This is a genomic window from Marinomonas polaris DSM 16579 (genome assembly GCF_900129155.1).
GTDB lineage: Bacteria > Pseudomonadota > Gammaproteobacteria > Pseudomonadales > Marinomonadaceae > Marinomonas > Marinomonas polaris.
In genome coordinates this window covers 263380-283891 of the sequence record NZ_FQVF01000005.1, presented here as the reverse complement: position 1 = coordinate 283891, position 20512 = coordinate 263380, and the positions used below count along the sequence as shown (strand labels likewise).

Below are 20512 nucleotides of genomic sequence, written 5' to 3'. Positions count from 1 at the left end.
AGCTTTAATGACAGTTAGTATACTGTCTATTGGAATGAATACGAGAACCTAACATGTCATTGATGATGCCCTTATGCCATAAATTACGCCTATTTACTCTACTCTTACTATGCAGCCTTACAGGTATTACAGGTTATGCCGCAGACGAAGCAGCACCAGCTGCCGCTTATATAGAGCTGAAACCCACTTTTGTAGTCAATCACCTTGGCGACGATGCCCGACTCAAATATATAAAAACTAGTATTAGTATTCGTACTGACGAGACGAAGAAAGACTTAATTGAAGCTAATATGCCTTTAGTCAGAGATGCATTAGTGATGTTTCTTAGCTCTCGTACCACGGAGCAAGTTACTGGAGCAGTAGCACGTGAGAAAACACGTGAAGAAGCCGCCATTGCAGTAAACGGTGCTTTAAAAGTAGAAACTGGATTAGAACCGGTAAAAGATATTTTATTCGCTAGCTTTGTCACTCAATAAACGAATTTATACTCGTTTGACGATTAAGCTGACACAAAAAAATGCCCCTGGTTAAATAATTTAATCAGGGGCATTTTTTTGTGTCTGCTTGCTTAAAACAATATTTTCACGACTTCATGAAAAAGACTTTCTTAGAGTTCTTTAATATCATCAGGATCAACATATCCCGCCAGCTTATCCGTCGCTTCGTTATTGAAAAACTTATCCATCTGTTCCATCACATATTTGCGTGATTCAGGTTGCATCAAGTTAAGTTGTTTTTCATTGATCATCATTGTCTGAAGCTGCTGCCATTCTTGCCAAGCCTGCTTAGAAACGTTTTGTAGGATCTCTTGGCCTTTCGCTCCGGGCAATGGCGCGCGATCTAACGCTTCCATATCTTTCTTAAACTTTTTACAAAATACAGTATTCGCCATAAGAATCTCTCGCCATCATAAATGTATAGGGTGAATAATGGCGTTAACACTAGAGAATTCAAGGTCAAAACCTTTAATCAGCGTGTAAATTCAGCAACCTTATAAACTTCGAATTAGCCCAACAATGATAAACACAATAATCAATGAAAAAATCGAAGGTCGCCTGTAGATCAACCAAGCCAATCCAAATCCAGTAATGGCAACATCCATCCAACCAAGCAAACTCGATGTGCCAATCGGATAATATAAGGCAGCTAACAAAATCCCGACCACTGCTGCATTTAAGCTCGCCACAGCAGAACGAAACAGAACGTAATGAGACAAGCGTTGCCACGCAGCTTGCGCACTTAACATCAACAATAGACCAGACAGAAATACAGCTAAGGTAGCTACACCAGCCCATAACCAAATATTGTCACTTTTTGGAGTCACCGAAGCACCTAAAAAACTCGCCATGGTAAACATAGGGCCTGGAACCGCTTGAGCGGCAGCGTAACCTAAAAGCAAATTCGATTCACCAATCACTGCTAACGTAGGGTCTACATAAGATTCTGGAGTAAGTACAAACGCCGACAACATTGGCAGTACCACGTGCCCGCCGCCAAATACTAACGCTCCCGCTCGATAAAAGTTTGCGAACAAACCGCTTAATCCGCTATCTAGAAAAAAACTAACAACAAAGCCCACGACAGCAATGATAAAAAAGCACCATGCAAAACGCACTTTAGGCAAAGACTCAGAAGCGGTTGGAACAATAGAAGGCCTTGCTAACATGCCAAAAAACACAGCGATTAGCAGAACTGTCAAACTAGCAAAACCAGAAGGCGACAAGATAATAAACGCCGCACTGAATAACGCCAGCCCAGCCATCATTTTACTCTGACAAAAAGACCGCCACATACTGATACAAGCATCTGCGACCACGACAACCGCTAAAAGCTTTAAGGCATGAACTGAACCATCAAAAAAGACATTGCCCTGCCAGTGATTACCAAATCGAGCCAGTAACACCATGACAACAAAAGACGGCAAGGTGAAAGCAATAAATGCCGCCACCGCTCCAAGCAATCCCGCACGATGATAGCCTAAGGCAAAACCAACTTGACTAGAGCCTGGTCCCGGCACGATCTGACTAAGCGCTACCCATTGAGCATACTGGGTTTCACTCGCCCATTGTTTGCGTTTAATAAAGGTTTGGTTGAAGTAACCAAGGTGAGCAGCAGGCCCACCAAAACTGGTAAAACCTAATAACAAGAAAGAGACAAATACCTCTGCTACGCGTTTAAAATATGAGAGGTTTTTATCTACCATCATATGAATGATCTCAAGCTAGTTATTCAATTGTTCCAAAATACTTCTCACTGGCGCCGGCAACCCTTGCGCCATGGCATTTTGTTGGTTGAACCATTGGTATTTCTCACCTTCCATTACCAACTTCGTGTCGGCAATTTGAATGTGGCTTGGCGAAATATCCAAATGATAATGACTAAAAGTATGTCTAAAAGATGACAGAGGTGTTACAGCTTCGACTTGCGTAGCAAATCGCTGCTCAATATGCAGTACCACAGATTCATCGAAAGCAAGCTCTGGCAAACTCCAAAGCCCACCCCAAATTCCAGTAGAAGGACGCTTCTCTAGTAACCATTGCCCTTGTTGATTCATCAACACCAGCAACTGAATACTCTTCTCTGGCTTAGCGGCTTTTTTCGGTTTACGAATAGGAAATTGCGTTGGATCTTGGCTGAAACGAGCCTGGCAGTCGCCTTGTAGCGGACAAAGCAAACATTGCGGTTTAGAACGAGTACAAAGTGTCGCACCTAAATCCATCATAGCTTGTGTGTAATCGCCACAACGCTCGTTTGGCATATAACACTCAGCCAAGTCCCACATGGCATTTTCGGTTTTCTTATCGCCGGGCCAAGTTGGCACTGCATGGAAGCGCGCCAAAACACGCTTTACATTGCCGTCTAAAATCGCCGCTTGAACACCGCGGGAAATAGATAAAATCGCCGCTGCAGTAGAACGACCAATGCCCGGTAATTCACAAACACCTTCAACAGTCTGTGGGAACTCACTGTCGAATTCATCCACCAGCATTTTTGCTGCTTTATGCATATTGCGCGCCCGAGCGTAATAACCTAGACCACTCCAGTGCGCTAACACTTCGTCTTGCTCAGCCTCAGCTAACGCTTCAACAGTTGGGAAAGATGTCATAAATTTGTGGTAATAAGGAATGACAGTCGTCACTTGCGTTTGCTGCAACATGATTTCAGAAATCCATACACGATAAGGTGTTTTATTCTCTTGCCAAGGCAAGCTTTTACGCCCGTGCTCATCAAACCACGCTAGAACACGAGGCGCAAAATTTTCAACTGGTTGCATTTATTTCTCACGTTACATTTTTAATCAGTGCTTAAGTCCGTCAGTTATTAGAACAAACTCTTTAATTTATCTTTCAGCTTATCCTTAAGCCTTTCTTCTTCTGCTTTGCGTTTTTCTTCCAGCTCAGCTTTCAAGCGTGCTTTTTCAGCTTCAGCTTTAACCTTTAGTCGTGCTTTTTCAGCATCCACTTTAAGTTTCAGTTCATCTTCTGCCAAATCAGCAAATAACTTCCCGAAGCCCTTTATATCAGGACGACATAAACCGGCAGGATCATCACTAAATTGCCCCTTACAGACAATGGGAAATGCTAACTTAGTCACTTTCTCATTGACGTGACAGGCTTTATCTAATTCGCTACCCGCAATCCCCACATTGGCTTGATAATCTAAAGAGGAATTTGGCAGTGACACCACACCATCACCCGTCACTTGAATACCTGCAGAGCTTATTTTTAAACCTGGAGTTGATACTCTGCCATTAATGATATGAGCAGGAAATCGCATGGTTTCAAACGGGGTATCTTGGCCAAACTGCTGATCATTAATTTTATCCTTACGAATTGCCGCTATACCTTCACATACCGTTTTCGTTAGGTTGGTCCCAACTAAAGCGCCGTTTTTAATATCTATTAATAAGTCACCTTGCAGAGATGCCATTAGAGTATCAAGACTATTGCCCTTGGCACTAAGCTCACCATTTAAATAAGTAGCACCCGCAATTTTGTTCATGTCCATAAAATCGACAAGCAAAGGTTGAATTTGTACGCCATCAATAGTCGGTGAAATATTAAACACTGGCGTGATGCCTCGTACATCCAAACTAGCTTTTGATGACACACTACCTTTATATAATAAAGCACGAAGAGGAGAAACTTTTACCAAACCATGCGACTGAGTTGAATCCAGCTCGATTTTGTCGATTTTTAACTTTTTGACAGTAATGTTTTCGAACAGCACGCCAACATGACCATTTAAAGAACGAATCAAATCGATTGGTATCAGGTCACCAGATTCTGCTTTAGCGGCAATATCTACATTGGTTATTGCTTCAACCTTCCCGTCTTTGCCTTTTTCAATAGGCGTTGGCAAATAGCGATCTAGGTCTAAGTTTTTACCAGCAACACTAACATCCCAACGCAAAGGCGATAAATCAACCACGGCATTGGCTTCAATATTTGTGTCGTCCATCGCAATAGATATTGGCTGTGCTGTAATCGAATCTAAATTGCCTTCTAGGGTTATATTGGCACGCGCTTTAGTCAGCGCTTTATCATCAGACATTTCAGGCAAAGGTAAATTTAAACGCGTCATTAAATAGCGCGGATTAAACTCCCCTACCGTTAACACTGTTGAAAACTGAGGTTCGCTCAACACTTGATACGCTTGAATTTTAGCGTCAACATTTACACCTAACACACTTAATGCCAAGCCTTCTACCAAGACATTCTCTTGCGGTAAATCAAGATCGACATTGGTGGCACTAAGTTTGGCGCTGATTGGACTCGTTGGTAGCAAATCACTTTCAACTTCCCCAGATAACACCAAAGAGTCTAGCGACAAAGATTCGCGCTCAGGGAAAACCGCAAGATTAGCATTTAATGTCGCTTTCGCTTTGATTGGTGATTTACCTTGTAAATCACTTTGTGTCACGGCGATATCCATCAACATAGGCCAAGCTTTGTCCCATTGAACATCGTTTAACTGTACGTTTAGCGTCGCGTTAATAAGCTGCTTTGTTTGTTCATCACGGTATTGCACTTGCGCATTTTCAATACGTAGTTCATCTAACTGAATATCAGGAAATTTGATTTTTTCAACTGTGTTATCAGAAGAATTATTGGAAGCTGTGTTCGTTGAAGCAGAAGAACTTGCTGCAGGCGAGTTGTCCGGTAAATCTAGTTGCCAATTACCTTGGCCTTGAGCGTTTTTGTTCAAACTGGCTTTTAGATTAACCAAGTTCACTTTGTTCACCTGAATTTTTTGCTCAAACAAAGGCAGAATCGCCAAGCCAAATTCAGCACGATCAAATTGTAAAATTTCAGGATCAGAGCCTATGGAAACGCCAATATCTTCCAATCCAAGCCCCAGCCAAGGGAAAAACGACCAGCTAATATCACCATCCAGGCGTAAATTAACATTGGCTTTTTCTAACGCTACGCTTTTTAGCTCGTCTTTAAAATCATTTGGATTCACAAACAACATGACATACGCCAACAAAATGGCAACAACGGCTAATAAACCAGCCACCAACAGTGAAAGTCGCTTTATCCAAACCATGACAAACTCCTTAATAAATGTATTCCGACAAATGCGTTCAACCTAACCTGAAACCTAACTAAGAACGCATTCTGCATCGTATAGATGCAATATCATAGCATTCGAATTAGGAGTTTATCGACGCAATAGAGACAACTCATTAAAAAACACACAGACAAAGCATAGAAGCTAAAGAGCCCACGTTCTATAATAGGGAAATTATGTCATGCTCTTAATATACAAAAACGTGGCGACTATTCGTCACCATCACTGTGGAGAAACCAATCAATGTCCGATCGCATTGCCAGTGTCGAGCGTAATACGCTTGAAACTCAGATCAAGGTGTCGATTAACTTAGACGGTACCGGTAAATTCAACTGCGTCACAGGCGTCCCTTTCCTTGACCATATGCTTGAGCAAGTAGCACGTCATGGTCTGATTGACTTAGACATTCATGCAGTTGGCGACCTTCACATTGATGCTCACCACACAGTCGAAGATTTGGGCATCACTTTAGGACAAGCTTTTGACATTGCCGTTGGCGATAAAAAAGGCATCAAACGCTATGGCCACGCTTATGTACCATTAGATGAAGCCTTGTCTCGCGTAGTGATAGATTTCTCAGGCCGTCCAGGTCTAGAAATGCATGTACCTTTTACTCGTGGCTCTGTTGGCGGTTTTGATGTGGATTTGTTCTCAGAATTTTTCCACGGTTTTATCAACCATGCCAAAGTAACGCTTCACCTTGATAATCTTCGCGGTAAAAATACTCACCACCAAGCGGAAACCATCTTCAAAGCATTTGGACGTGCGCTACGCATGGCTCTAGAAGCTGACGAGCGCATGGCAGGGCAAATGCCTTCCACTAAAGGTTCTTTATAGGACTCTCTTAGTTTGAGCGGTAAGAGTATGAGCAATAAGAGTATGAGTGACATGAAAAAATCCACAGTCGCAGTGATCGACTACGGCATGGGCAACCTTCACTCGGTTGCCAAAGCCCTTGAACACGTCGCTGATGAAAATACCACGGTAATTGTAACCAGTGATCCTGCGGTTATTGATGCAGCAGATCGAGTGCTATTACCCGGCGTTGGTGCGATTCGTGATTGTATCGGTGAAATGAACAATGCAGGACTGGTTCCGAGCATTCGTAAAGCCATGGCGGAAAAGCCATTTCTCGCTATTTGTGTCGGCATTCAATCTTTGATGTCTCACAGCGAAGAAAACGGCGGTGTAGATTGTTTGAACCATTTCCAAGGCAACGCTTTGTTCTTTGGTGAAAAGCACACAGATCATGACGGTAGCAAACTTAAAGTGCCGCACATGGGCTGGAATCAGGTTAAACACACAATAAATCACCCTCTTTGGGCAGATATTCCTGACAACGCTCGCTTTTATTTTGTACACAGTTTTTATGTTGTACCTGAAAATAAAAGTGAAGTTGCTGGCACCTGTGATTACGGTTTGGAGTTCTGTGTTGCACTCGCTCGAGACAATGTTTTCGCCGTGCAATTTCACCCAGAAAAAAGCCATAAAGACGGTCTTCAGCTTTATAAAAACTTCCTTCACTGGGATGGCAAGCCATAACTACGAGCCATCGAGTTTGTTTGGATAGAAGCACATTAGATTCTAGGAGCGCCATTTTATGGGCTTAGCAAAACGTATTATTCCTTGCCTTGATGTGGACAATGGCCGCGTTGTAAAAGGCGTTCAGTTTGTCGATATTCGTGACGCTGGCGATCCTGTTGAAGTAGCAAAACGCTACAACGAGCAAGGCGCAGATGAGATTACTTTTCTAGACATCACAGCCAGTTCGGACGATCGTGAAACGACCGTTCATATGGTCGAAGCCATTGCCAGCCAAGTGTTTATTCCTCTGACTGTTGGCGGAGGCATTCGTACCTGCGAAGACATTCGCCGTATGTTAAACGCCGGTGCAGACAAAGTCGGCATTAATACCGCAGCGGTATTTAACCCTGAATTTGTTCGCGAGGCCGCACAACGCTTTGGCTCTCAATGTATTGTTGTTGCCATTGATGCAAAAAAAGTCAGCGCGGAAGGTGAACCTGATAAGTGGGAAATCTTTACTCATGGCGGCCGCAAACCAACAGGTTTAGATGCCGTTGAATGGGCAAAGAAAATGGTTGAATACGGCGCAGGGGAAATCCTGCTAACCAGTATGGACCGTGACGGTACTAAAAATGGTTTCGACCTTGGTGTCACTCGCGCTATAAGTGAAGCGGTTCATGTACCAGTAATCGCCTCTGGCGGTGTTGGCAACTTGGATCATCTTGTAGATGGTGTCATTGAAGGCAAGGCGGATGCCGTATTGGCAGCCAGTATTTTCCATTTTGGCGAATACAGCATCCAAGAAGCAAAACAGCGCATGACCGATGCTGGCATTGAGATGCGCCTTTAATCCATTCATCGAGGAAAAATTGACGGCCTAAAGGCCGACCTACAAGTGATTTGATTTTTGTAGGCCGTGATTCAAGGGTATGTTTTTTTAGGTCGTGCTTTAGTGCGTCAAGTTTTTTGGTTTGGTGTCATTAGACTTTTGACGGCCTGAAGGCCTAAAGGTGATTTGATTTTTGTAGGCTGCGATTCAGGGGGATATTTTTTGTCGTGCCCTTGCGCGACAAATTTCTTATATCTATGTTCTAGAAGTCAGCATTTTTTGTGCATGGGGTATCTGTTGCTTGCTGCGAATCAGCTCTGCCGAGTACAATCCCTGAAATTCAATTTTGCCTTATTCAATAGAAGGAAGACTTCTTGACCACCTTAACCGATGCTTTGCAAGCGCTGGCAACTCATTGCCAGCAAGCCGCGACGACTTCTGCACTCACCTTTCATCGTGGCGTAGAACGAGAAGCGCTACGAGTTGACCGAACTGAAGGCCACATCTCGCATAAGCCTCACCCGAAAGCATTGGGCTCGGCACTGACTCATAGCTCCATCACAACGGATTATTCCGAATCTTTGATGGAATTTATTACTGGCGTTCACCCAAGCGTTGAAGGTGTCATTAAAGAGCTAGAAGACATTCATAACTTGGTTAACCACGAACTATATAAGCAAGACGAATGTTTGTGGCCGGCCAGTATGCCTTGTTATTTAGCGGGTAACGAAGATGTTCCTATAGCGTATTATGGCGAATCAAACACTGGTAAGCTAAAACGCGTTTACCGCGAAGGTCTGTCTAATCGTTATGGTCGTATCATGCAATGTATCGCTGGCATGCATTACAACTTCTCTTTTGATAAGGACTTCTGGTCTTTCTTGGAAAGCTACAAAGGCAAATCCAATCTTTCAAAAGCTGAAAAACAAGCGTTTCAATCAGACAGCTACTTTGCTTTGATCCGTAACTTCCGTCGTAGCTCTTGGATGCTATCGCTGTTGTTCGGTGCATCACCCGCTATTGATGAAAGCTTTTTACCGAAAAAGCCTGACAGCCTAGATGAATTAGAAAAGAACACTTGGTTTGGCCCAAAAGCCACCTCACTTCGCATGAGTGATCTTGGTTATCAAAATAAGGCTCAAGCCGATTTATATGTATGTTACAACGAAGTTGAAACCTACATCAGCACGGTAAAAAAAGCCCTACAGACACCTTATCTGCGCTATCAAGACATTGGTGTGAAAGTCGATGGACAATATCGCCAACTTAATAGCAATTTATTGCAGATCGAAAATGAGTATTACAGCGACATTCGCCCTAAACGCGTCACGCAACCTGGCGAACACCCAAGTGCAGCCCTGCATGCCAGAGGCGTTGAATACATTGAAGTTCGCATTATGGATCTAGATCCAAGCTCTTCTATCGGCATGCAATCTTCGACCTTGTATTTCATTGATGTATTCCTGCTTTACTGCATGTTACGTGGCGATGAGCGACTAGGCAGTGCTGAATGCAGCCAACTTCGTAAAATGCAGCAAGAAATTGCATCCCATGGTCGTGACCTAGACATGGACTTTGATTTTGGCCAAGGTCCAACTAAGCTTCGCACGAAAGCAAAAGACATGCTGAACTCACTCGCAGAAGTTGCTGAATTTTTATCTGAGAAAACAGGTAACCCTGCTTACAAACAAGCGGTAAAAGTACAACGTGAAAAGTTAAGCAACGAAGCGCTATTACCTTCTGCGCAGCTACTTGAACGCAGTAAAGCACAACAAGGTTATCAAAATGCCATGTTGGCGCTATCGAAAGAACAGCAAACAGAATGGATGTCGTGCCCTTTATCCGATGAACTTACTCATGAGTTTATGGAAAAAGCAGAACGCTCGTTACGTGATCAAGAGGCGATTGAAGCTGCCGATGAAGTAGACTTTGATACCTTCCTAGCCGCTTATTTAACACCGCAATGAGTTTAGTGTCGTTATAAATACCCGACCTACAGGTGATTGTTTTTTGTAGGTCGTGATTCAGGGCTTGTGTAGGTCGTGCTTTAGCGCGTCAAGGGGCTTTGGTAAAGGCCAGATGCTTTTTGACAGCCTAAAAGCCGATCTACAGGTGATTGGAAGTCGTTTAACGACAGCTTCCTTCGCAAAAAAGATGGGCTACAAAAATGCCAATCATAAAAACTATTATGCGTTTGGCGAAACTGGTATACCTTCAAGGTTATCAAGCACCAACCATTCAGCCAGTTTAGTGCGTAAATCATCAACACCGTCACCGCTCAAAGAAGAGAAAGTCTGTACTGATCCATCAACGCCAAGTGTTTTGATAACCTTCTGCACAGCCAACATGGTGGATTTTGCTGGTCCACGTTTTAGCTTGTCAGACTTGGTTAACAACACATGAACTTTCATGCGGTTAGATTTCGCCCAATCCAACATCATTTCATCGAATTCTTTTAATGGATGGCGGATATCCATTACCAAGACAACTCCAGCCAAAGAACGACGATTCATCAAATAATCTTGCATGTGTGCTTGCCAGACTTTTTTCATGGCAATAGGCACTTTAGCGAATCCGTAACCTGGAAGGTCAATTAGACGACGATCATCAACATTTAACCCAAAACAGTTAATCAACTGAGTTCGACCTGGCGTTTTTGAGGTACGCGCCAATTTCTTTTGATTCGTAAGGGTATTTAGCGCTGTAGATTTACCAGCATTTGAGCGACCTGCAAATGCGACCTCAACACCTTGGTCTAAAGGACATTGAGAAAGTTTCTCAGCACTCTTAATGAAGTGCGCGGATTGGAACGTGGAGTCAAAAGGGGTCATAAGTTGATATTCGTCAATAGATTCGGATTTGCATTCAGGTTTGTTTCAATTGCTGTATATAATGCCAGCAAACGCGAAAATATGCCATGTTAAACTCGATAAGCTACCTCAATCTGGGTAAATGAACACAATTGAGACAAGGATTTACAAAACACGACAAATAACAGCCGGACAATAGGCGTCATAGATGTAAGTTTTATGTAAACTTACTGGAAAATTAGAACCTTAAGTCTTTGATGGAATCGTATTCTGTTGTAATTCTGTGCATGATGTAAGAATACCTTTGTAAATTAACATGACTATAAATACGACTAGGAGTAATCCATGATAAAGCTGTTTTCAGCGCTGATACTTTCCCTACTTATCCCACTGACTGCTGCTGCCGCTGAATACAGTGACGGTAATGGTTATACAACTATAAAAACGCCAGTTCGCACTAGTGACCCTAGTAAGATCGAAGTTACTGAAATTTTTTGGTACGGATGCCCACATTGCTACAAACTAGAACCTATCACTCAAGCTTGGAAAAAAAATCTACCAAACGATGTTGATTTCAAATTCTTGCCAGCTGTGTTCGGTCGTGGTTGGTTAGCACATGCAAAAGCCTTCTATGTCGCCGATCTACTTGGTATAGAAGATAAAATTCGCGCAGATCTTTTTAATGCTATCCATGTTGAACACCGTAATCTAAACTCTGAAGACGCACTTGCTGCTTTCTTTTCAAACTATGGTGTTAGTGAAGATGAATTTCGTAAGCAATTCAATTCTTTTGCTGTGAATAGCCGCCTTAGCCAAGCCGATGCAAAAATACGTGCCTACGGCGCTCGCGGTGTACCAGGAATAATCGTAAACGGTAAATACTTGGTAAGCGCTGAAACTGCAAATGGCAATGAAAATATCTACAAAGTTGTTGATTTTCTTATCGAAAAAGAACGTCAGAAATAATAAAAATGAGGCGATATGACGGAATCATCGAGTGACAAACTGATAGAAGCGTTACGTAAAGCAGTTTCCAGAACCAGTATGCTAGCTGAAGGGAATGACCCAGAGCTTGATTCCGTTGTTCGCCAAATTCGCCAAGTTATAACCAAAGGAGCGGATGCCCAAGAAATACAAGATGTGCTTAATAATGCAGAACCGCTGCTAATCAAAAGTGATGAAGCCCAAAGCAGCCGAGCTAAACAGGTTAGAAGTACGTTACAAGAACTTATCGATCTGCTTGAAAAACAAGACAGCAAAAGAGTCCCTCAGAACGAGAAAAAAGAACTTGAAGCCCAAATACGCCTACACTGGCAAACTCCATCTAAATGGCCTCATCTTTTAAAAGGCTTTTTGTCGTTGGCTGAGAAAACATTGACCCAAATAGAGTCAAGCCAACCTAAAAGCTCACTTTTTAGACGGTTTTTCAATCGAGATCTAGAAACGAAATCACAGAAAAATGATCAAGAAATCATGATTCAAATTAGCCACACACTTGCTGGGCTCATGAATAACTTATCATTACCGAGTCATTACGACGAAGACATTGTCGACTTAAAAAAAGCACTTTTAGGCAACGACAACCTCCAACAGCTTCCTGGACTACTTGATGAAGCTATTAACTTAATAATGATCGCTATCGGCAAAACACAAGAAAGTCTGACTAACTATCTTAATCAGTTAAATAAGCAACTTGCCAGTATCAACGAATCCATCTCCAGTAGTTATCACTCACAGAAGTCGCTATCTGTGAGTCGCGAAGGCTTTAATAACAAGCTACAAAAACAAGTTACAGACACATCACAAGCAGTTCAGAGCGCCAACGATTTAGAAAGCCTAAAAACACTTATTAACAATAGGCTGTCGACTATTTCAAGCACCATGACCGAATACAAGACGCAAATGGTAGAGCAGGAAAAACACGCTAATCAATCCATCTCCTTACTTAAAAATAAAGTAACGCGAATGGAAAAAGATACGGTGTCACTTCGCTCATTACTGCAAGAAAAGCTCGCTCAAGCAATGACAGATTCATTGACTGACCTACCAAACCGAACCGCTTACCAAGATGCTATTTTGCCCTTATGCAAAATCATGCAAAAAACTCAAAAACCCATTTGCTTAGCAGTCTGCGATATCGACCATTTTAAAAAAGTGAATGATACTTGGGGGCATCTTGCTGGCGACAAAGTATTACGCCTCGTACCAAAACAAATACGTAGCGCTCTATTAAAAGAAGATCTTATGTTTCGTTACGGCGGCGAAGAATTTGTTATCGCTTTTCCAGATACTACTTTAGTACAAGCCATCGAACGTGCTGAAGCCATTCGACTTGCCGTAGCCAAAACACCATTCAATATGCAAGGCGAGCCAGTATCGATTTCCATCTCAATTGGTATCGCAGAACTTCACGCACAAGAAAACCCAGAATCTTTATTCGCTAGAGCTGACAAACAACTCTATATGGCTAAAGAAGCAGGACGAAATAGAGTCATGGCGAATAAATAGTTTAGGTAAAGCAGTACCAGAGCTTTGCTGTCGCGGTTACAATAACCACTTACATTGAACGCAACGCTGTCAAACAACGATAAAGCGATTAAATTAGGCTTTTCAATAGGCTCCCAATAAAGCTTTTCAATAAAGAGAATGGCGAGCGATGCCGCCACTAGGATGAAGTAGTTTATGCAAGACGATCAGAAAAAAACCACCGACTTCGGCTTCAAAGAAATCCCAACAGATGAAAAAGTGAAAGCCGTCGCACAAGTTTTTCATTCCGTAGCTGCCAAATACGACATTATGAATGATTTGATGTCCGGTGGTATTCATCGTCTATGGAAGCGACACACTATTAGCCAATCAGGCGTTCGTGCTGGCAACAGCGTGCTAGATATCGCCGGCGGCACAGGTGATTTGACGGTTAAATTTTCTCGCCTTGTGGGTAGCGAAGGACAAGTCATTCTAGCGGATATTAATGACTCAATGCTGAAAGTTGGTCGTGACAAGCTCGCCAATCAAGGCATTGTTGGTAACGTGAAATTTGTTCAAGCCAATGCCGAAGCACTGCCCTTTCCTGACGATACTTTCGACTGCATTACCATTGCCTTTGGTTTGCGCAATGTGACTGACAAATCTAAAGCTCTTGCATCTATGTATCGTGTATTGAAGCCAGGTGGCCGTTTATTAGTTCTGGAGTTTTCTAAACCAGAATCTGAGCTTTTATCACAAGTCTACGATCAATATTCTTTCCGCTTACTTCCAGCAATGGGCAAATTGATCGCGAATGACGCAGACAGTTACCGTTACCTTGCCGAATCAATTCGTATGCATCCAGATCAAGAAACTCTGAAAAGCATGATGGATGAAGTCGGATTTGAACGTACCAGCTACCAAAATTTAACGGGCGGCATTGTTGCGCTTCATAAAGGATTTAAATTTTAGCCATGTTGATCAGTACTTTTCGTTTACTGCGCATACTCTATACGGTAATGCGCTTTCGTCTTGATGTGTTTATTCCTTTCGCTCTTTTGCCTTGGTATATTCGTTACACTCTTGGCCTTGTTTGCTCCATTGGCCGCAAGCGCGCTAGTCAAAATAAAGGTGAGCGACTTCGTCTGGCTCTGGAAAGCCTTGGCCCTATCTTTGTTAAGTTCGGACAAATATTATCAACACGCCGAGATTTACTAGACGATGATATCGCCGACGAGCTAGCAAAGCTGCAAGACAAAGTGCCTGCTTTTCCCGGCCATATCGCTCAAGCCATTGTCGAAAGAGATTTAAAAGCACCGGTTTCTGAACTGTTCGCTGAGTTTTCGGCAACGCCTTTGGCCTCTGCTTCTATTGCACAAGTTCATACTGCTAAATTGCATTCTGGCGAAGACGTAGTTGTTAAAGTCATTCGTCCGAAGATTGAAAAAACCATCAGTAAAGATATTAGCTTACTCTACACTTTGGCGCACCTTGTTGCTAATTTGAGCGCCGACGGTCGTCGCTTAAGACCTGTCGAAGTAGTAACAGATTACGAATATACCATTCTTGATGAACTGGATCTTGCCAAAGAAGCAGCCAATACGGGCTTATTACAGCGCAATTTTACCAATTCAGAATTACTGTATGTGCCACAAGTCTATTGGGATTACAGTCATCGTAATGTCATGGTCATGGAACGTATCTCTGGCATTCCTGTAGCCGACATTGCAGCACTTAATAAAGCTAATGTCGACATGAAGTGCTTGGCAGAACGCGGTGTTGAAATCTTTTTCACCCAAGTTTTCTCGCACAGTTTTTTCCATGCCGACATGCATCCAGGCAATATCTTTGTAGATGCCACTAATCCACAGAAACCCAAATATATCGCTATTGACTGCGCCATTATGGGCAGCCTAGATGACGCAGACAAAAGTTACTTAGCACGTAACCTATTAGCGTTTTTCCAGCGAGATTATCGTTTAGTTGCAGAACTTCATGTTGAAAGCGGCTGGGTTCCTAAAGGTACGCCGGTACATGCCTTTGAGTCTGCTATTCGCAGTGTTTGTGAACCTATGTTTGCTAAACCACTGAAAGACATTTCTTTTGGACAAGTACTGATTGGTTTATTCCAAACCGCACGTCGCTTTAATATGGAAGTGCAGCCACAGCTAGTTTTATTGGAAAAAACTCTACTCAATATTGAAGGTTTGGGCCGCCAGCTTTATCCGGACTTGGATCTATGGGTGACAGCTAAGCCATTCCTAGAACACTGGATGCGAGAACAAATGGGGCCAAAACGCGTGATGGAAGAAGTACGCAAACAAGCTCCGCAGTGGGCAGGTCAATTACCACAAATTCCTAATTTGATTTTTACTGCGTTATCACAAATGTCGCACCAAGAAGAACGCATGCAGGCGCAGACCGAAGCTATTGATCAATTAGGTAAAGAATTAAAAAAAGGCCGACAAAATATACCCTTCAGATTGCTTGGGCTACTAAGCTTAGGTGCGGCTTGGATTATTACTGATCCTGCATCTTTAACGCATATAAAAGACGCCGATTTAACCAGTTTAGGACTGTTTTTAGTAGGAATTTACCTGCTTGTCTTAAAACCGTAACCTTTGAGAGACTATAATGAAATCCGATGTATTGGCTGAATTAGCAGCCACACTAGAACAACGTAAAGCCGCAGCAGCAGACTCTTCTTATGTTGCTAGTCTACACGCAAAGGGATTAAATAAGATCCTTGAGAAAGTAGGCGAAGAAAGCATTGAAACTATTATTGCGGCGAAAGACGCCGTTATCTCTGGCGATAAATCTGATTTGATTTATGAAACAGCGGATCTATGGTTTCACACACTTGTCATGTTATCTCATTTAGATATTGGCCCAGATGCTATACTTGATGAACTAGCACGCAGATTTAACTTGTCTGGCTTAGACGAAAAAGCCAGTCGTACCAAATAAGCAGTAGGAGTAATTTATGTTAGGTGGAATCAGTATTTGGCAATTATTAATTGTTTTAGCCATTTTAGTACTTATTTTTGGCACCAAAAAGCTTAAGAACCTTGGCTCTGATCTAGGTGGTGCTGTCAAAGGCTTTAAAGAAGCCGTCGACAAAGACACGGAAGCCGAAGACGAAAAAACCGCCCAGCATAAAGTAATTGATGCTGAAGTTAAAAAAGATGATAAGAGCGCCTAATCTGTGTTCGACATTGGCTTTTCTGAACTCCTTGTTGTTTTCGTAGTTGGTCTTTTAATTCTTGGCCCTGAACGTTTGCCCCATGCTGCAAAAACAGCGGGGCTATGGATTCGTAAAATTCGCCGCAGCATTAATTCAGTGCAAAGAGAAATTAATGCACAGCTGGATCATGAAGAGCTGCAACAGAAAATTAACGAGACCAATCAGCGCCTTCTAAAAGAAGGTCAGGCGATTCAAAATACCATAACGCCCTACCCTGAGGGTTACGACACTAAAAAAGATGCGCTTGAGCCCATTACCGCTGTGCAGTCAGCTGAAGAAAAAGCAGATACAGCAGCGGTGGAAAAAGAAGTGCTACTATCTACGGCTGACGAGTCAGAAACAATGGAAAAATCAGACTCAACTGAGACGCAAGCCATGGATGATATTAGAAAAACGACTGAAACAACTGCTTCTCGAACCTAATCATTATTTTAACAAAGCGCGGACATGTGACGCATTATGAGTACAGATTCTTCCAATCAAGCACCACTTGTCGCTCACCTTATCGAGCTAAGAAATCGTTTATTAAAATGCGTTATAGCCATACTTATTCTATTTCTTGGCTTATATTCTTTTGCTAACGATTTATATCTGATTGTTTCTGAACCATTACGACTACTACTCCCTCCGGGCAGTTCGTTGATTGCAACAGAAGTAGCATCACCCTTTCTTGCGCCCCTCAAGCTAACCTTTGCCGTCGCGGTACTAATATCGGTTCCCTATACTCTTTTTCAGGCTTGGTCGTTTATTGCGCCTGCTCTGTATAAAAACGAGAAACAAATTGCGATTCCACTATTGGTTTCCAGTATCTTTCTTTTTTATGCTGGCGTTCTGTTTGCTTACTACGTTGTCTTGCCACTTATCTTCGGCTTTTTCACGACAGTAGGGCCTGGCGAAGTGACCGTTATGACGGATATTAATAACTACCTAAACTTTGTCTTAAAACTATTCTTTGCTTTCGGCGTAACCTTTGAAATCCCTGTTGCCACCTACTTACTTATTAAAGCGGGTGTCACAACAGTTGCGACGCTATCCAAAAAACGCCCTTATATTTTTCTAGGTTGTTTTGTTGTTGGCATGCTCATCACGCCACCCGATATTTTTTCTCAGACCTTGCTTGCCATCCCAATGTGGATGCTATTCGAGCTTGGACTTATTGCTGGCCGCACAGTAAAAGTTGTGGTTGATGGGAGTGAAGAAAAAGAAGAGAGTGAAAGGTCCAAAGCAAGCCAATAACCCCCCTCGTTCACGCACTACACATAAGACGCTTAAGATTAATCTCTTAAGCGTCTTTTTGTTGTTATGCGGAAAATATTTATAAAAATGAAATAATTTTATAAAACGCTGTTTCATTTATATCCACTCAGCTATATTCTTACCTTGAACAAAAATTGAGCTTTATAAAAAGCTATTAAAGCACTACATCACTCCATCAAGACAAGAATAAAAATGTGAGGGAAAACAATGAAACACTCTGTTGCAATAGGCTTAGTTGCCACTGTTGGCGCGCTTCTGTCATTTCAATCTCATGCGACCAGTTTATACCAAGCTGTCGTATCATCCACACCAAAAGCTGGTGAGTACGGCAGCATCAAGGATGCTCTCCAGAAGGCACCAGAAGATAAAAGCACTTACAGCATATATATCAAACCAGGCCTCTATAACGAACAAATCATTATTGACCGCGATAATGTGCACTTTATTGGCGCAGGACGAGATAGAACCATCATTGCCAAAGCTATTGCTGCAGGCATGAAAGGTGATAATGGCAAGAATATTGGCACTTCAGGTAGTCGAGTGGTTGAAATCAACGGCAAAGACTTCACTGCTCAGTCTCTTACCATCCGTAACGACTTTGACTATCTGACTAATGACAGCAAAGCAAAAGACGATCCAAGTAAAATCAAGCAAACTCAAGCCGTCGCTTTACTACTTGGTAAAAAAAGCGACCGGTCAGCCTTCTATGACGTATCTCTAGAAGGCTTCCAAGATACCTTTTACAGCAAAGGGGGCAGAAGCTATTTCAATAACTCCCGTATCAGCGGCACTGTTGATTTTATTTTCGGCAACGGCTTAGTTATTTTTGATAACAGCGACATTGTCGCTCGATATCGTCCAAACCAAGAACTCCCTTTAGGCTATTTAACAGCCCCAAGCACCAATGACAAACAAGCCTTTGGCTTAGTCTTCATAAATAGCCGTTTAATAAAAGAAGACAACCGCGTTCCAGCAGCTAGTTATGCTCTTGGCCGCCCTTGGCACCCAACTACTACTTTTCAAGATGGTCGTTATGCCGATCCCTTTGCCATGGGTTCAACCACCTTTATCAATACGGAGATGGATGGTCACATCTATGGCTGGGATAAAATGCACGGTAAAGATATAAATGGAGAATCTATTTGGTTTACACCAGAAGATGGTGCACGTTTTAGTGAATACAAGAGCTATGGATCTGGCGCCTCAAAAGAGGGTTATCGCCCTCAATTAAGCGATAACGACGCTACTAAATTTACTATCGAGAACATGCTTGATGGCTGGCAACCAATTTTTTTGGCTGCCCAGAACACGACTGTTAAAGGCATTGTAAGCGCCCATCTAATGGATTTTCCAGCCCAAATAACCTTGAGCGACCAATACGGTAGAAAAGCCTCAACCACTACGGATAAACATGGAGCTTATCAACTTAAAATAAAAGACTTCATCCCGCCATTTGTCGTCTCCGCGGCCGAACAGAACACTGACTGTTTAAGTAATAACACATTACGCGGAATATGCATGGCAGCTCTTTATGCTCCGACCAAGCCACAACTCGAGCAAAACATTAATATCAATATTAACCCGTTTAGTGACCTGATTTTATCGGATACCGCAACGGCATCGGGTTACTTAGGCCCTCAACAAGTTGTGTCCTCACCAAAACTACCACTCATTTTTTCTGCAGAAGAATATGCTTCATCTGTAGCACGTTTTCACCAAGGATTTGATAACAGCTTACATGATTTAGGATTGCCAAAACATTTCGATCCCGTGCAATATCAGCCACAATGGCAACCAGCATTTGCTCAGTTAACGCAATGGTTATGGAGCAATAGAAATTATCAGACCAAGGTTGGTGAAGTTGCTGATAGCACTCTAATGGATCGTTTTTTTCAGCCTCTACTCGTCCCTGATTTACAAGGCAAAGTAGCAGCGTTTGACCTTAGTGCTATCCAAAAAAGGCAGCAACAAGTAAATACTGTTCCACATAGAGTATTTATTATTGGCGACTCGACAGCATCAAACTATCCGCAAGTCGTTGCACCTCGAATGGGCTGGGGGCAAACCTTCCAAGAGAATTTTGACACTCAAAAAGTACAAATTATTAATGGTGCACAATCCGGTCGTAGCTCTCGCTCATATTATAATCAAGGCTGGTTTCGCTACCTCAGTAGTATGATGCGCTCTGGAGATTATTTACTTATTCAATTTGGTCACAATGACGAAAAATGTGACGCGAGCAGCGCCGGACGCGGTCCATACGATGTCGCTAACACCTGTACCTACCCAAATAATGCGGATGGTCAAATACAAGCCCCAGCTGGGCAAGAAAGCCTTTCATTCCAGCGCTCACTGGAGTTTTTTATTGACTATGCCAAGTCACATAAAATCACACCGGTTTTATTAACGCCCGTGACTAGAATGAAAACCATGAAAGGAAAAAATGAATTCACCGTCGTCTCTACTCATTTTACTAAGCAAAACAGCACGAAGGGATTTTCTTTTACTGGCAACTATAGCCAGACCATTAAAGACACAGCCCAAGCCAACAATATTGCTTTATTAGATATAGAAACACGCTCCATAGAACTTGCTAATACATTAGGAGAAGAAAACTGGAAAGACTATTGGCTCGCTGTCGATCCAATAAAATACCCTTATTACAAAGACCGTGCAGGTCGATTAGACAAACCTGATATTACCCATTTTCAAGAAAAAGGGGCAAAAGCGGTTGCTAAATTAATCGCCAAAGAAATTCGTCAAACACCAAAATTAAAGACACTATCAGACTCGACAATCGATTAATCC

19 protein-coding genes are annotated in these 20512 nt (G+C 42.5%); 14 read left to right on the top strand and 5 right to left on the bottom strand.

What is annotated here, in order from left to right; all coding sequences use genetic code 11:
* Nucleotides 1–53 precede the first annotated feature (53 nt).
* Entirely contained in the window at nt 54–476 is a 423-nt protein-coding gene (locus BUA59_RS06850) for a flagellar basal body-associated FliL family protein (protein ID WP_072838967.1), read from the top strand.
* Between the two features lie 131 nt (nt 477–607).
* Here BUA59_RS06850 and BUA59_RS06845 read toward each other — a convergent pair whose 3' ends face one another.
* The 4 genes from BUA59_RS06845 to BUA59_RS06830 all read right to left on the bottom strand — a co-directional run bounded on the left by BUA59_RS06845 (nt 608) and on the right by BUA59_RS06830 (nt 5550).
* A complete protein-coding gene (locus BUA59_RS06845) occupies nt 608–892 on the bottom strand; it encodes an oxidative damage protection protein (protein WP_072838966.1) in 285 nt (94 codons plus the stop codon).
* A gap of 99 nt (nt 893–991) precedes the next feature.
* Nucleotides 992–2206, bottom strand: coding sequence for a chromate efflux transporter (gene chrA, locus BUA59_RS06840; protein ID WP_072838965.1), 1215 nt, complete (start codon nt 2204–2206; stop codon nt 992–994).
* 15 nt (nt 2207–2221) lie between these two features.
* Nucleotides 2222–3274, bottom strand: a complete 1053-nt coding sequence (gene mutY, locus BUA59_RS06835) for an A/G-specific adenine glycosylase (RefSeq protein WP_072838964.1) — start codon at nt 3272–3274, stop codon at nt 2222–2224.
* Nucleotides 3275–3321: 47 nt separating this feature from the next.
* Complete coding sequence (locus tag BUA59_RS06830) at nt 3322–5550, bottom strand: AsmA family protein (RefSeq protein ID WP_072838963.1); 2229 nt, start codon at nt 5548–5550, stop codon at nt 3322–3324.
* A 267-nt stretch (nt 5551–5817) separates the two neighbouring features.
* Here BUA59_RS06830 and hisB point away from each other — a divergent pair, with 267 nt between their 5' ends.
* The 4 genes from hisB to gshA all read left to right on the top strand — a co-directional run bounded on the left by hisB (nt 5818) and on the right by gshA (nt 9894).
* Complete coding sequence (gene hisB, locus BUA59_RS06825; RefSeq protein ID WP_072838962.1) at nt 5818–6411, top strand: imidazoleglycerol-phosphate dehydratase HisB; 594 nt, start codon at nt 5818–5820, stop codon at nt 6409–6411.
* A gap of 42 nt (nt 6412–6453) precedes the next feature.
* Complete coding sequence (gene hisH, locus BUA59_RS06820) at nt 6454–7116, top strand: imidazole glycerol phosphate synthase subunit HisH (protein WP_072838961.1); 663 nt, start codon at nt 6454–6456, stop codon at nt 7114–7116.
* Nucleotides 7117–7174: 58 nt separating this feature from the next.
* Nucleotides 7175–7948, top strand: coding sequence for an imidazole glycerol phosphate synthase subunit HisF (gene hisF, locus BUA59_RS06815; RefSeq protein WP_011978580.1), 774 nt, complete (start codon nt 7175–7177; stop codon nt 7946–7948).
* A 353-nt stretch (nt 7949–8301) separates the two neighbouring features.
* The gene (gshA, locus tag BUA59_RS06810) at nt 8302–9894 is read left to right on the top strand and encodes a glutamate--cysteine ligase (RefSeq protein ID WP_084122243.1); all 1593 of its coding nucleotides are present in this window, start codon (nt 8302–8304) and stop codon (nt 9892–9894) included.
* Nucleotides 9895–10113: 219 nt separating this feature from the next.
* Here the strand turns inward: gshA and yihA are convergent, their stop codons facing one another.
* Complete coding sequence (gene yihA / locus BUA59_RS06805; protein ID WP_072838960.1) at nt 10114–10758, bottom strand: ribosome biogenesis GTP-binding protein YihA/YsxC; 645 nt, start codon at nt 10756–10758, stop codon at nt 10114–10116.
* A gap of 324 nt (nt 10759–11082) precedes the next feature.
* On the opposite strand from yihA, the gene BUA59_RS06800 reads away from it, so the two are divergent.
* The 9 genes from BUA59_RS06800 (at nt 11083) to BUA59_RS06760 (ending at nt 20509) form a co-directional block, all read left to right on the top strand.
* Nucleotides 11083–11703 (top strand): thiol:disulfide interchange protein DsbA/DsbL, encoded by a 621-nt coding sequence (locus tag BUA59_RS06800; protein WP_072838959.1) that lies wholly within the window; start codon nt 11083–11085, stop codon nt 11701–11703.
* A 15-nt stretch (nt 11704–11718) separates the two neighbouring features.
* Entirely contained in the window at nt 11719–13245 is a 1527-nt protein-coding gene (locus BUA59_RS06795; RefSeq protein ID WP_072838958.1) for a GGDEF domain-containing protein, read from the top strand.
* A gap of 174 nt (nt 13246–13419) precedes the next feature.
* Nucleotides 13420–14175, top strand: coding sequence for a bifunctional demethylmenaquinone methyltransferase/2-methoxy-6-polyprenyl-1,4-benzoquinol methylase UbiE (ubiE, locus tag BUA59_RS06790; protein ID WP_072838957.1), 756 nt, complete (start codon nt 13420–13422; stop codon nt 14173–14175).
* Nucleotides 14176–14177: 2 nt separating this feature from the next.
* Complete coding sequence (ubiB, locus tag BUA59_RS06785) at nt 14178–15821, top strand: ubiquinone biosynthesis regulatory protein kinase UbiB (RefSeq protein WP_072838956.1); 1644 nt, start codon at nt 14178–14180, stop codon at nt 15819–15821.
* A gap of 16 nt (nt 15822–15837) precedes the next feature.
* Nucleotides 15838–16170, top strand: coding sequence for a phosphoribosyl-ATP diphosphatase (locus BUA59_RS06780; protein WP_072838955.1), 333 nt, complete (start codon nt 15838–15840; stop codon nt 16168–16170).
* Nucleotides 16171–16186: 16 nt separating this feature from the next.
* Nucleotides 16187–16405, top strand: coding sequence for a Sec-independent protein translocase subunit TatA (gene tatA / locus BUA59_RS06775; RefSeq protein ID WP_072838954.1), 219 nt, complete (start codon nt 16187–16189; stop codon nt 16403–16405).
* Nucleotides 16406–16408: 3 nt separating this feature from the next.
* Entirely contained in the window at nt 16409–16870 is a 462-nt protein-coding gene (gene tatB / locus BUA59_RS06770; protein WP_084122239.1) for a Sec-independent protein translocase protein TatB, read from the top strand.
* Nucleotides 16871–16906: 36 nt separating this feature from the next.
* The gene (tatC, locus tag BUA59_RS06765; RefSeq protein WP_072838953.1) at nt 16907–17683 is read left to right on the top strand and encodes a twin-arginine translocase subunit TatC; all 777 of its coding nucleotides are present in this window, start codon (nt 16907–16909) and stop codon (nt 17681–17683) included.
* A gap of 228 nt (nt 17684–17911) precedes the next feature.
* Entirely contained in the window at nt 17912–20509 is a 2598-nt protein-coding gene (locus BUA59_RS06760; protein ID WP_072838952.1) for a pectinesterase family protein, read from the top strand.
* Nucleotides 20510–20512 lie beyond the last annotated feature (3 nt).